The sequence below is a fragment of the Sphaerisporangium sp. NBC_01403 genome, assembly GCF_045040145.1.
Taxonomy (GTDB): Bacteria; Actinomycetota; Actinomycetes; order Streptosporangiales; family Streptosporangiaceae; genus Sphaerisporangium; species Sphaerisporangium viridialbum.
Genome location: NZ_CP109534.1, coordinates 4323012 through 4335608, shown reverse-complemented (window position 1 = coordinate 4335608; position 12597 = coordinate 4323012). Strand labels below are relative to the sequence as shown.

Annotated in this window: 10 protein-coding genes; 6 read left to right on the top strand and 4 right to left on the bottom strand. The window is 69.5% G+C overall.

Annotated elements, in window-relative coordinates:
• Positions 1 to 392 precede the first annotated feature (392 nt).
• On the bottom strand, positions 393 to 1367 hold the full coding sequence (locus OG589_RS19510; protein ID WP_405150994.1) for a response regulator transcription factor: 975 nt from the start codon (positions 1365 to 1367) through the stop codon (positions 393 to 395).
• A 129-nt stretch (positions 1368 to 1496) separates the two neighbouring features.
• On the opposite strand from OG589_RS19510, the gene OG589_RS19505 reads away from it, so the two are divergent.
• The 4 genes from OG589_RS19505 (at position 1497) to OG589_RS19490 (ending at position 5891) form a co-directional block, all read left to right on the top strand.
• Positions 1497 to 3101, top strand: coding sequence for an ABC transporter substrate-binding protein (locus OG589_RS19505; RefSeq protein ID WP_405150992.1), 1605 nt, complete (start codon positions 1497 to 1499; stop codon positions 3099 to 3101).
• A gap of 115 nt (positions 3102 to 3216) precedes the next feature.
• Positions 3217 to 4143 (top strand): ABC transporter permease, encoded by a 927-nt coding sequence (locus OG589_RS19500; protein ID WP_405150991.1) that lies wholly within the window; start codon positions 3217 to 3219, stop codon positions 4141 to 4143.
• Positions 4136 to 5044, top strand: coding sequence for an ABC transporter permease (locus OG589_RS19495; RefSeq protein ID WP_405150989.1), 909 nt, complete (start codon positions 4136 to 4138; stop codon positions 5042 to 5044). Before OG589_RS19500 ends, OG589_RS19495 begins: the two co-directional genes overlap by 8 nt.
• A gap of 31 nt (positions 5045 to 5075) precedes the next feature.
• Positions 5076 to 5891 carry a class I SAM-dependent methyltransferase gene (locus tag OG589_RS19490; protein WP_405150987.1) on the top strand — a complete coding sequence of 272 codons (816 nt, stop codon included), beginning with the start codon at positions 5076 to 5078 and terminating at the stop codon, positions 5889 to 5891.
• Between the two features lie 48 nt (positions 5892 to 5939).
• Here OG589_RS19490 and OG589_RS19485 read toward each other — a convergent pair whose 3' ends face one another.
• Both OG589_RS19485 and OG589_RS19480 read right to left on the bottom strand, forming a co-directional pair.
• Complete coding sequence (locus OG589_RS19485) at positions 5940 to 6503, bottom strand: RICIN domain-containing protein (protein WP_405150985.1); 564 nt, start codon at positions 6501 to 6503, stop codon at positions 5940 to 5942.
• A 143-nt stretch (positions 6504 to 6646) separates the two neighbouring features.
• Positions 6647 to 7513, bottom strand: coding sequence for a glycosyltransferase (locus OG589_RS19480; protein ID WP_405150983.1), 867 nt, complete (start codon positions 7511 to 7513; stop codon positions 6647 to 6649).
• A 369-nt stretch (positions 7514 to 7882) separates the two neighbouring features.
• Here OG589_RS19480 and OG589_RS19475 point away from each other — a divergent pair, with 369 nt between their 5' ends.
• Positions 7883 to 8497: a DUF4166 domain-containing protein gene (locus tag OG589_RS19475; RefSeq protein ID WP_405150981.1), complete on the top strand. Its 615-nt coding sequence runs from the start codon at positions 7883 to 7885 to the stop codon at positions 8495 to 8497.
• Here OG589_RS19475 and OG589_RS19470 read toward each other — a convergent pair.
• Positions 8472 to 11225, bottom strand: coding sequence for an AbfB domain-containing protein (locus tag OG589_RS19470; RefSeq protein WP_405150979.1), 2754 nt, complete (start codon positions 11223 to 11225; stop codon positions 8472 to 8474). The two genes, OG589_RS19475 and OG589_RS19470, sit on opposite strands and share 26 nt — an antisense overlap.
• A gap of 678 nt (positions 11226 to 11903) precedes the next feature.
• Between OG589_RS19470 and OG589_RS19465 the strand changes: the two genes are divergently transcribed.
• The gene (locus tag OG589_RS19465; RefSeq protein ID WP_405150977.1) at positions 11904 to 12560 is read left to right on the top strand and encodes a fasciclin domain-containing protein; all 657 of its coding nucleotides are present in this window, start codon (positions 11904 to 11906) and stop codon (positions 12558 to 12560) included.
• The last annotated feature ends 37 nt before the right edge of the window (positions 12561 to 12597 follow it).

The window sequence follows — 12597 nt, the reverse complement described above, 5'->3', positions numbered from 1 at the left end:
CGGCTGGTGTCCTCCGCGCTCGGGACCGGGCATCCGCTCCACGACGACTGCGTCCTTCTGACGAGCGAGATCGCCACCAACGCGGTGGTGCACTCCGACTCGGGGGACGGCGGCACCTTCACGCTCAGCGTGTCCTACGCGGCCGACTGGGTGCGCATAGCGTGCCAGGACGCCGGCTCCCTCGACCCCCCTTTCGGATGGCGCCCCTCCTCCCCGCTGGACACCGGGGGGGCGGGGCCTGCTCCTGCTGGAGGCGCTCGCCCACCGCTGGGGCTTCATCCGCGAGGCCGGGACCAACAACGTGTGGTTCGAGATGCACGTCGACCTGCTGAACCCCTCACCCGTCACCCCCCAGGGAGCCCTGCGGGTCGCCCGCTGAGCCCCCGGGGGGATCACGGCAGGTCGAGGCGGCAGAGGCCCTCGGCAAGGACCTTGGTGGTCAGGCGCGTGCGGCTGTCGCAGCCGAGCTTGGCGAAGATGTGCTCCAGGTGGGTGGTCACCGTGCGGACGCTCAGCACCAGCACCGCCGCGATCTGCGGGTTGGAGTCGCCCAGGGCCACCCTGGTGAGCACCTCGATCTCCCTGGCCGTCAGGTCGTACGGCAGGGCGCAGGGCCGCTCGGCGATCACCGCGCCCTGGATGGCGCCGTGGAAGCCCACCCCGGCGCGATGGACGCGCACCTCGCGCCACTGGCCGGAGGAGTCGAGCCACAGCCCGCGCCGCGACAGCTCGCGCGAGTCGATGAAGTCCCTGGCCAGCTCGGCCATGATCGGCTCCCGCTCGATGGCCTCCGAGGTGGGCCATCCGGCCACCGCGCGGCGCCGCCCGCCGCGCTCGAAGGCCACCGCGTGGAAGCCGGGAGGCAGGCCGAGCGGGTCGATCACGCACCGGGTCAGGTCGGTGACGTGGGCCAGGGCGCTGGAGACCGCGCTGATCACCGTGGTGGTCTCGGGCGGGAGCGCCTCGCGGGAGTTGACGTGCAGCAGGCCGGTGTACCGTCCCTCGGTCACGAACAGCGGCGCGGTCAGCCCCGAGCGCCAGCCGTACGGCTCAAGGTGCCTGCGGTAGTAGAGCTCGGTGCCGGGGGAGCCCATGGGCAGCGGCACGCGGGTGGCCATGGCGCGCCGGTAGGGGTCGAGGCGGGCGTACTCCTCGGCGGCGTCGGCGTCGACCCTGGCGTATCCGGACGACACCAGGCTGCGGTGACACCCCGTCGCCGGGTCGAACGCGACGAACTCGTACGCCTCCACCGGGATGATCTTCCGCAGCGCCGTCATCGCGCCGTGGGCCCCGGAACCGCCTGCCACCTGGAATCCTACTTCCGTGAACGCGTGGAGGTGGCGTGCGCTCAGGGTGATCTGATCCATCGGTCCTCCACTCTCAGCTTGCCCGAGACAGATCTTTCCAGGGAATACGTAAATTTGCCGATGCAGACACTTGCCACGCTATTTAGCCTCTCCGGCATCACGCCGGTGCGACGGAGAGGCAGAGGAATAGTGACGGTCCTGAAGAAGGCGCGAGGTGCCGCCGTCCTCCTCGCGGCGGCGCTCACGTTGAGCGCCTGTGGGGGTTCCAGCGGGGAATCCAGCGGTGACCAGGGCAAACAGGGGGCCGGCCAGTTCTCCGTCGCGCTCAACGAGCCCGATCACCTGACGCCTGGCAACACCTCGAGCAGCTACTCGATCACGGTGCTGCAGGCGCTGTTCGACACGCTGGTCGTGATCGACTCCAAGGGCCAGACGCAGATGCGCGCCGCCGAGTCGGTGACGAGCGACGACCAGAAGACCTGGACCATCAAGATCAAGCCGGGTCAGAAGTTCCACAACGACGAGCCCGTCACCGCCGAGAGCTTCGCCGACGCGTGGAACGCCGCCGCCTATGGCCCGAACGCGTGGACCAACAACTACTACTTCGCCAACATCGAGGGCTACGACAAGCTCAACCCCGAGGCCGAGGGCGCCAAGCCCGACACGGACAAGCTGAGCGGGCTCAAGGTCGTCGACCCGAACACCCTTGAGGTGACCCTCACGGCGCCGTTCAGCCAGTTCCCGATCACGCTGGCCTACACGGGCTTCGCACCCATGCCGAAGGCGGCCTTCACCGACCTCAAGGCCTACGACCAGGCGCCGATCGGCAACGGCCCGTTCGCCCTCGACGGTGCCTGGGAGCACAACAAGCAGATCAAGCTGAAGAAGTTCGGCGGGTACGCGGGTGCGCGGCCGGCCAAGTCCGACTCCGTCCTCGTCAAGATCTACGCCAGCCGCGACACCGCGTACACCGACCTGCGGGCCAACAAGGTCGACCTGCTGCAGACCATCCCCCCGGCGAGCGCGACCGAGGCCAAGAAGCTGCTCGGCGACCGGTTCGTGCCGACGGCCAGCGGCACCATGGACTACCTCGGCTTCCCGGCGTTCGACAAGAGGTTCCAGAGCGCCGACCTGCGCAAGGCGATCTCGATGGCGATCGACAGGCAGGGCATCGTCGACGCGGTCTACAACGGCACCTTCAAGCCGATGGCCTCGCTGGTGGCGCCGCTCGTGCCGGGCTACCGCGAGAACGCCTGCGGCGAGTCGTGCGCGTACGACCCGGCGAAGGCCAAGGCGCTGTTCGACAAGGCCGGAGGGTTCTCGGGCACGCTGAACCTCTACTTCTCCAACGCCGACCCGAGCTACGAGCAGTGGATGCAGGCCGTCGCCAACCAGCTCAAGCAGAACCTCGGCATCGCGGACATCCAGTTCCGCAAGATCCCCGCCGCCGACTACCTCTCGACGCTGCGCGAGAAGAAGGAGGACGGTCCGTTCCGCAACAACTGGGTCATGGACTACCCGAGCCCCCAGAACTACCTCGAGTCGATGTGGGGCGCGGGCAACCGGATGGGCTGGGACAACAAGCAGTTCAACGACCTGATCGCCAAGGCCAACTCGGCGTCCACCATGGACGCGAGCATCCCGCTCTACCAGCAGGCCGAGGACGTGGCACTCGCCGAAATGCCGATGATCCCGCTGTGGAACTGGCAGGATCAGGCGGGCTACTCCAACAAGATCACCGGCGTTCAGATCGACCCGTACAGCCCGAACCTCGACACCATCACGGTCAAGTAAGGATGCACGCGATGGGGACTCCGCGCACGGCCCCCGGCCAGCCGGGGTCCCCCCGTGCCACCATCGGCCGCTCGGGGTCGCGGGGCCGCCGCGGCGGTGAGGCGGGCGCACGGCCGTGAGGTACGCAGTCCACCGCCTGCTCCAGGCCGTCCCGGTCTTCGTGGCGACCACCTTCCTGATCTACGCCATGGTGTTCTCCCTGCCCGGCGATCCGATTCTGGCGCTCGCCGGCGACAAACCGCTTCCGGAGGCCGTGCTCCAGACGCTGCGCGAGCACTACCACCTGAACGACCCGCTGATCGTGCAGTACGGCCTCTACATGGCGGGGGTCTTCCTGCGCGGCGACCTGGGGGAGACCTTCACCGGGCAGCCGGTCAGCGAGCTGCTCCAGGACCGCTGGGCGGTGACGGCGCAGCTCGCGCTCACCGCGTGGATCTTCGAGCTGGTCGTCGGCATCGGCCTCGGCGTGATCGCGGGGCTGCGCCGGGGAAAGCTCGCCGACACGGCGGTGCTGGCGGGTACGACGTTCGTGATCGCCGTCCCGGTCTTCGTCGTCGGGTACACCGCCCAGATCGTGCTCGGGCTCAACCTCGGCCTGTTCCCGACCGCGGGCACCGACGACGGGTGGCCGACGAGCTACCTCCTGCCGGGCATGGTCCTCGGCTCGTTCGGCCTGGCGTACGTCGCCCGGCTGACCCGCACGAGCGTGGTGGAGAACCTCCGGGCCGACTACGTCCGCACGGCCGCGGCGAAGGGCCTGCGGCGGTCCAGGATCATCGGCAGGCACACCCTTCGCAACTCGCTCATCCCCGTCGTCACCTACCTCGGGGTCGACTTCGGCAACCTCATGGCGGGCGCCGTGGTGACCGAGGGCATCTTCAACCTGCCCGGCATCGGCCAGCAGGTCTTCCAGTCGATCCAGCTCCAGGAGGGCCCGGTCGTCGTCGGCGTCACCACCCTGCTGGTGATGATCTTCATCGTGGCCAACCTGCTCGTCGACCTGCTGTACGGCGTGCTCGACCCGAGGATCCGCCGTGGTTGATCTGAAGGCCTCCGCCGAGGCGGCCGCGCCAGGCCGAAAGCCCGAGCGCGACATCAGGGGCTCGCTCTGGTACGACGCGTGGCTCGAACTGCGCGGACGGGTCGTCTTCTGGCTCTCGGTGGTCATCCTCGCCGTCGCCTGCGCGATGGCCGCCTTCCCCTCGCTGTTCGCCAGGCTCGGGCCGAACGAGCAGTGCAACCTGCGGATGTCCAAGAAGGGGCCGGGCGGCGGCGCGATCTTCGGGTACGACCTCCAGGGCTGCGACTACTGGTCACAGATCGTGCACGGCACCCGCGCCTCCGTGCTCATCGGCATCGCGGTGACGGTCTTCGCGCTGCTCATCGCCATCCTGCTCGGCCTGCTCGGCGGCTACTACGGCGGCGTGCTGGACGCGATCATCTCCCGGGTGACGGACGTGTTCTTCGGCATCCCGTTCGTCCTCGGGGCCACGGTCGTGCTGGTCGCCTTCCCCGGGCACGGCATCTGGGCCATGACGATCGTCCTGGTCCTGCTCGGATGGACGACCATGACGCGCCTGATGCGCGGCCAGGTGATCGCCATCAGGGACACCGACTACGTGCAGGCCGCCAGGGCGCTCGGCGCGAGCGACCGGCGGATCATGATCAAGCACATCCTGCCGAACGCCATCGCCCCGGTCTTCGTGGTCGCCATGCTGAACGTCGGCAACGTCATCTCGGGGGAGGCCACCCTCGACTACCTCGGCGTCGGCCTGCAGTACCCGGACGTGTCGTGGGGTCTCCAGCTCAACGTGGCCCAGGTGTTCTTCGCGGAGCACCCGCACCTGCTCGTCTTCCCCGCGATGTTCCTCACCGCCACGGTCCTGAGCTTCCTCCTCCTCGGCGACGTCGTCCGCGACGCACTCGACCCCAAACTCCGCTGACCCCAGGAGCCGCCAGGTCTACATTGGAGGGATGGGGAGCGAGAAAGTCCACCTGACCAGGGAGAAGGAGACCCTCCTCGCCACCCTGTACGGCAGGGCCGTGCACAGCCGTACCGAGAATCCCGTCCTTCGCGACCCGCTCGCCGAGCAGGCCGTCGAGCGCATCGACTACGACTTCCACCGGCTCAAGATGAGCTCCACCGACGCGCTCGGCGTGGCCATCCGCGTCAAGACCTTCGACACCCTCACCGCCGACCACCTCGCCCGCGCGCCGGACACGACGGTGATCCACCTGGCCTGCGGCCTCGACACCCGCGTCTACCGCCTCGACCCGCCCGAGACCGTCCGCTGGTTCGACGTCGACTACCCGGACATTATCGCGCTGCGTGAGCGCCTCTTCCCGCCCCGCCCCGGCTACACGATGATCGGGCTGCCCGCCACCGACCCCGGATGGCTGGAGCAGGTGCCGGCCGACCGCCCGGTGCTCGTCGTCGCCGAGGGCCTGATGATGTACCTCACCACCGAGGAGGTCCACACCCTCCTGCGCGGCATCACCGGGCGCTTCCCCGCCGGGGACATCCTGTTCGACGCGCTGAGCAGCCTGGCCGTCAAGCTCAGCCGCTTCCAGCCGCAGATCAGGGCCACCGGCGCCACCCTCCGCTGGGGCCTTGACGACCCAGCCGAGCCGACCGCCGGCAACCCCGCCCTGCACCTCGCCTCCGAGCTGTTCTTCTCCGATGTCCCCGAAGTGGCCCGCTTCCCCACCGGCTACCGCGCCGCCCTCGCCGTCATGAACCGCTTCTACTTCCTCAGAAAGATCGGCCGCATCCTCCACTACCGCTTCTGACGACCGCGACCTCCAAGGGGCCTCCGGTGTGTCACGGCCTGGGTCGGTCTACCAGGTGGCGCCGTCGCGGAGGAAGCGCCAGAGGCGGTCGGTGCTGTTCTGGTCGCGGTCGAGGTAGAGAGTGTCCCAGCTACCGGAGCCCTGGTAGGTCTGGAGCGTGATCGCCAGCGCCGGGCTCGCCTTGGGGCGGAGGCTGAACCAGGCGGTGACGCCGGTGTTGCCGTCGGTCTGCTCCCACCGGTAGGTCCAGTTCTGCGCGGCCGAGCCGTCGCACGTCCTGACCACCAGGCCGTCTCCGGCCTTCGGGGCGGCCGTGGCCGGCTGGAGGCACTTGCCGGCGGCGACGTTCCTGATGACCATGCTGCCGTCGGGGTTGTAGGTGTTGGTCCACTTCACCGTCTTGTACTGCCAGCTCGGCGCCCGCAGCGTGATCGCCTGGGCGCCCTCGCCCGTGCCGTCGGACAGCAGGGCGAGGCGGCTGCCGTCCATCCGGTTGATGAGCTGGCGTTCCTCGGGGGCGGCCGTGTCGGCGTACGAGCCCGGCGCGCACACCCCGAGGACGGCGGCGGCCGTCACGGCCGAGGTGAGCGTCAGCGCGGAACGTCGCGTCATGGAAGGCATGGGGATGAAACCCTTCTCTCTCGGTAGGCGGCGGCCTCCGCCCGCCGGAGCCCGCATCTCCTGCCTCATCCCCGGCCGTCACTCTGCGTAGTCACATGGACGGTCATGAATTGATCATGGAGCGGCCGGGAGCCTCAGATCCCGGCCGCCGCGAGGAGATACGCCTCGCGGAGCCCGTTGACCAGCATGCGGGAGTCGTAGCCCACAGCGGTGTCCGAAGCTCGTTCCGCCCACTTCGCGCGCACGTCCTCGTCCTCCAGGCACCGGATCAGCGCGACGAACTCCGCGACCGTCTCGCCGTGCAGGTAGGCGTCCTTCAGCCATTCCCGGTAGCAGGGAAGATCGGTGAGGACCAGGGGCAGCCCGGCGGTGGCGGCCTCCAGCGTGGCGAGCCCGAAGGTCTCGTGCTTGGACGGCAGGAAGAACACGTCCGCCGCCGCACAGTATTCGAATACCTTGTCGCGAGGGACCAGGCCGGTGAACGTCACGTTCGGGGGCGCGCTCGCGCGCAGGCGCGTCAGGTCGTGGCGCGCGTCGGACAGCATGCCGAACTGAATTCCGCCCACCCAGACGAATCTCAGATGGGGCAGGCTCCTGGCGCAGGAGACGAATTCCTCGACGCCTTTTCTCGGCTGCACCTGACCCACCCCGAGAACGACCGGCCGGTCGTCCCATTCGAACTCGCGGCGCAGCTCGTCGCGCCGGCCGGAAAGCGGCCTGATGCGCTGCTCGTCGATCGCGTTGCTCGTCGGGATGATCGTGCCGCGCACGCCGAGCTCCTTGAGCTCCAGCGTCGTCGCCTCGCTGACCGACAATATGAGGGTGGCGAGGTCGAAGACCTTCCTCATGTACCAGCGGACGAAGCCGATGGTCAGGTAGGTGCCCCGGATGCTGCCGACGAGCGTCTCGGGGGTGACGTGGGCGCTGATCAGCCTCGGGCCGCGGTGGGCCAGCATCCGCATGACCGCGAACGGGCCCATCGTGTGCACGTGGAGGACCACGCGTTTTCCGTACGCACGCATTCCGGTTACGCGCTCGAAATCGGGCATTTGCTTTATCGCCCGGACGCTCTCCTCGAATACGCTGTGCACGCCGTGACCTCGTACGGTGAAAGTCGATTCCGACATCACGCTCACCCGTACAGGAGGCCGCCCGGTCTTCATCTGGTGCGGGAGTTCTCGTTCATTCCGGCGCTTGCGAACGCCGCGGCGTCGCTCACGTATCGTGACCACGACGCCAATGCTAGGGCAAGAAAACCGAAAAGGCTATAGAGCGATAAACATATAGAAATAGGTAAATATCCATATTGCGGCAAAGAGAATGTGCGCCGGTATTAACCCGGGGCGGATAGGCCGGGTATGACCAGGGGCGTGAGCGATGAGGCGTACGCGTGGATGTGCCGGTTCCATCTGGGCGACGAGACGGTCAGCGGCATCGGGGTGCTGGAGGTCCTGCGCGGCCCGGGGCCGCTCGGCAGGCTGGCGTGCGCCGTGCTCGGGTTTCCCCGTACGTGCACGGCGGTTCCCGCCCGGGTCACCGTCCGCCGTTCTCCAGGCGAGGGGCAGGGCCGGGTCGTCGAGAGGTGGGAGCGCACGATCGGGGCGCGCAGGCTGGTCAGCGTCCAGAGCCGCGAGGGCGAGCGCGGATGGGAGCGGCACGGGCCGCTGGAGATCCGCACGCGCACGGTGGCCTCTCCGGGCGAGGTGGACGTCGTGCAGGTCGGCGCCGTGCTGCGCATGGGCGGGCGGGAGATCCCGCTGCCCGAGCCGCTCGCGCCCCGCGTCTTCGCGCACGCGTGGGTGGAGGCCGGCGACCGCGACCGCAGGCCGCCGCGCTTCCACGTCGCGGTCAGGGTCACCGTGCCGGTGGTCGGCGTGCTGATCTCCTACCGGGGCCACCTGCGGGAGGAACGGCCGGAGCGGCGGCACGCCGGAGGCCCGGGTGCCGCCGCCCGGGAGGTCAGGGAGCCCAGGGAGGGGCGATGACCCAGGTCGTGTCCTCGTCGTAGTGGGACGAGGCGTCGAAGGCGTGGGAACCGCCGGAGGAGGCCACGTAGACCTCCTCCGCGTAGTGCCGGACGTTCCCGGTGATGTTGGACGCGGCGAGGCCGACCCCGGAGGCGCCGAAACGGGGCGGCTGGGCGCAGAAGGTCGCGTCCTGGTCGAACAGCGTGGTGCCGTCCCTCGGGTCCTTGCGCACCCGGAAGTCCTGGTGCCGCAGGTAGTGGCCGGCGAAGTTGCGCGACTCGAAGGAGTAGCAGCTCCCGTCGGCGAGGCCCCGGCGCACGTAGAAGGTGGCGTCCTGCTTGAGGGTGTCAGGGCTGGCGGAGGTGACCACGTCGGTGCGGGCCAGCGACGCGCTGTGGCGCAGGTAGCGGTCGGTGAAGCCCGGGGTCGCCACGCGCAGCGACAGGGCCGAGCCGACGGTCAGGGAGGCGCCGCTGCGCCACCAGGGGGCGCTGACCTGCCAGGTCGCGTCGTCGGCGAAGGACGCGGATCCGTCCCAGGGGTTCGGGCCCCCGCTGCGCGCGATGTAGACGGCCTCGGCGTAGTGGCGCAGGAAGTAACCCGGCAGGTTGAGGGACTCGAACGTCGTGCCGTTGCCCGTGCGGCCGTCGCGCAGGCAGAAGGTGGCGTCCTGGTCGAACAGCGTGGTGCCGTCCCTCGGGTCCTTGCGCACCCGGAAGTCCTGGTGCCGCAGGTAGTGGCCGGCGAAGTTGCGCGACTCGAAGGAGTAGCAGCTCGCGTCGGCGAGGCCCCGGCGCACGTAGAAGGTGGCGTCCTGCTTGAGGGTGTCAGGGCTGGCGGAGGTGACCACGTCGGTGCGGGCCAGCGACGCGCTGTGGCGCAGGTAGCGGTCGGTGTAGCCGGGGGTGGTCACCCGCAGCGAGACCAGCCCGTCGAGGAGCAGCCCGCCGGCCGACTCGATCACCGAGCGGTTGACCGCGCGGACCCGGTCGGCGTCCATCTTGCGCACCTTGCGGTCGTAGGTCCAGATGCCGTTGACCTCGTTCTCCACGTCGGTGGGCTGGGTGTAGATGGAGGCCGACAGCCCTCCGCCGGTGATCAGTGGCTTGAGCTGCTCGTTGATCTGCACGTACCGGTTGGTGAGCGTGGTGGCGTCCGGCGTCATCTCGTACGCGAAGCCCGTGCCCGGCCACTCGTGGCCGGGGCTGCGCAGGCCGAGGCCGCCGAACTCGCCGAGGACGGCCACCCGGTCGGCGGTGGGCCGGTGCGGGGCGCCGGGTCCGACGTAGATGTGGTCGTCGATGACGTCCCCGTTGCCGCCGTCGAAGCCGCAGCAGTTGGAGCCGGAGTTGTTGGTGACCAGCCGGGTGGGGTCCCAGCTCTTGACCAGGTCGGCGATGCGGGCCGGGTCGTACTCGCCCCATCCCTCGTTGAACGGGATCCACTGCACGATCGAGGTGGTGCCGCGCAGGCTGTCGACCACGCGGCGCAGCTCGCTCTCGAAGTTCGCGCGGTCGCTCGTGGCGGGGGAGACCCCGGTGCGCATGGCGGGCATGTCCTGCCATACCAGCAGTCCCAGCCGGTCCGCCCAGTAGTACCAGCGGGCCGGCTCGACCTTCACGTGCTTGCGGACGAGGTTGAAGCCGAGCGCCTTCTGCTGTTCGAGGTCGAAGCGCAGTGCCTCGTCGGTGGGCGCGGTGGAGATGCCGTCCGGCCAGTAGCCCTGGTCGAGGGTGCCCATCTGGAACAGGAACCTGCCGTTGAGGGTCGGCCGCAGCACGCCGCCGACCATCGCCTTGCCGACCGACCGCATCCCGAAGTAGCCGGTCACGGCGTCCCCGCCGCCGGTTCCAGTGAGGGTCACCCGCAGGTCGTACAGGAACGGGTCGTCCGGCGACCACAGCCGGGCGTTCGGGACCGGGACCCGCAGGTGCGCGCCGACCGCGCCGGTGACGCTGCCGACCACCTGCCCGCCGGTGAGCGCCTCGGCCCGCACGCCCTGCCCCGAGATGCCCGCTCCCTGGACGACCAGGTCGAGTACCCCGGCAGCGACGTCCGGAGTGGTGTCCAGCCGGGTGACGGCGGCGGCGTTGACCGGCTCCAGCCAGACGGTCTGCCAGATGCCGGAGTGCGCGGTGTAGAAGATGCCTCCCGGCGAGCGCCGCTGCTTGCCGATGGGGATGCCGGCGGCGTCGACCGGCGACCACACCCCGATGATGACCTCGTTGGACCCGGCGCGCAGGGCCGAGGTGATGTCGGCGCCGAACGGGTCGTAGCCGCCGGTGTGGGTCGCGACGGCGGTGCCGTTGACCCAGACCCGCGCCTCCCAGTTCACCGCGCCGAAGTTGAGCCGTACGTGCCGCCCCGACCAGGTGGAGGGGACGGTGAACGTGCGGCGGTACCACATGCGGTCCTCGTGGCGCTGGACGCGCGAGAGCCCGGACTCGATGGGATAGGGGACCAGGACCTGCTCGGCGAGGTTCTGGCCGACGGGCGGGCTGTCGATCGACCCGGTGCCGGCGAACTGCCACAGGCCGTTGAGGTTCTGCCACTCGGAGCGGACCATCTGCGGCCTGGGGTACTCCGGCAGGGCGTTGCCCGGGCCCACCTGGGCGGTCCAGGGCGTGGTGAGCGGTGGTGCCGCCTGCGCGGCGGGGGGTGAGAGCTGAGCCTGCCCAGTCAGGGTGGCGGCGGAGAGCACGAGCACCGCGATCACCCGGCGGGCCCAGCCGGAGGGTCTGACCATCTCACTCCTTGGCGGAACGAAGGGATCCCCCGAGACCGAAGAAGACCGAACTTGATTAGTTTCGATCGTCAATCGACCATACATCGCCCAAGTGCGGGCGAAAATAGCTAATTTCCTGACTGGATGCGATCGGTGGGCCCGTGCGGGGTGGCATGCCTGGCCAGCCCGTCCGTACGTCCCGGCGCGACCGTCTGACTCGGCTGCCGGGCCGGTGCGGAGGAGGGTTGTCCAGTCACTATCGGTCGGATTCCGTCAGGGGCCGGACAGCGTCCGGCCGCCCGTGCCGGTGACCACGGCTCGCCCGAACCTTGGCCCACTCCTGACGGGGTGGCGGTTTCGTCCGAGGTGAACGGTTCACATGGTGGACGTTTTGTCGCATGCCATCCTGCGCATGGGTGGCGGCCGCAGGCGCTCGGCGATAATGGGAGGGTCGTCGTGTGCGGGGACGTGCGTGAACGCCCCTGGGCATGGCCGGCTTGAACGAGCGGGGGCCGCTGTGCACCGGCCTTCTCGCAAGGGCCGCTGTCGCGTGGGTTCGCGGTTGACCGAGGGTCCCGCGGACGGACGGGCCGGGCGGCGCCCGCCGCCCGTCACGGGCATGGAGGCCCGGGGACCCTTCCAGCGACCAGTCGGACAGCAAGGTGACCGCCCTTCAAAAGCACAAAAGGGGACAGGCACATGAACACTCGTCTTCTCGCCCTTCCGGTCGTGGCGGCCCTGTCGCTCACGGCCGCCTACGGCACCACGGCAGGCGCCACCACTCACGACAGCGGGAGGAGCGCCTTCACCGGGACGCCAAGGACCGCCAGCACGTCGACACCCACGGCCTCACCGTCAGGCTCCCCCTCGGGTTCACCCACGGCATCTCCGGTCGGCCGGGGCTGCAAGTCCCTGCCGAGCTCCGGGCCCGGCAGCCCGTCGGAGATGTCCAAAGAGCCGGTGGCGACCGCCGCCGAGCACATCCCCGAACTGTCGACCTTTGCCGACATCGTGAAGAAGGCGGGCCTGGTGGACACGCTGAACTCCGCCTCGGACATCACCGTCTTCGCACCGAACAACGACGCCTTCAAGAAGATCCCGAAGGCGGACCTCGACAGGCTGACGGGCAGCAAGAACGAGCTCACCAAGCTGCTCACCTACCACGTCGTCCAGGGACGCAAGACCCCCGCCGACCTGGAGAAGGGGCAGTTCACCACCCTGGAGGGCGGCAAGCTCACCACCAGCCGGTCCGGTGACACCTTCAAGGTGGGCAACGCCGAGGTGGTCTGCGGCAACCTGCAGACCAGCAACGCCACCGTCTACATCATCGACTCCGTCCTCAAGCCCGGGGGCTGAGCCCGCCCCGGCGGATCGCCCGCGCGCGACGGCCGGG

Excerpts from the sequence above, each read along its gene's own strand:
- OG589_RS19510 (WP_405150994.1), bottom strand. The coding sequence starts at position 1,367 with ATGGATCAGATCACCCTGAGCGCACGCCACCTCCACGCGTTCACGGAA.
- OG589_RS19490 (WP_405150987.1), top strand. The coding sequence starts at position 5,076 with ATGGGGAGCGAGAAAGTCCACCTGACCAGGGAGAAGGAGACCCTCCTC.
- OG589_RS19485 (WP_405150985.1), bottom strand. The coding sequence starts at position 6,503 with ATGACGCGACGTTCCGCGCTGACGCTCACCTCGGCCGTGACGGCCGCC.
- OG589_RS19470 (WP_405150979.1), bottom strand. The coding sequence starts at position 11,225 with ATGGTCAGACCCTCCGGCTGGGCCCGCCGGGTGATCGCGGTGCTCGTG.
- OG589_RS19465 (WP_405150977.1), top strand. The coding sequence starts at position 11,904 with ATGAACACTCGTCTTCTCGCCCTTCCGGTCGTGGCGGCCCTGTCGCTC.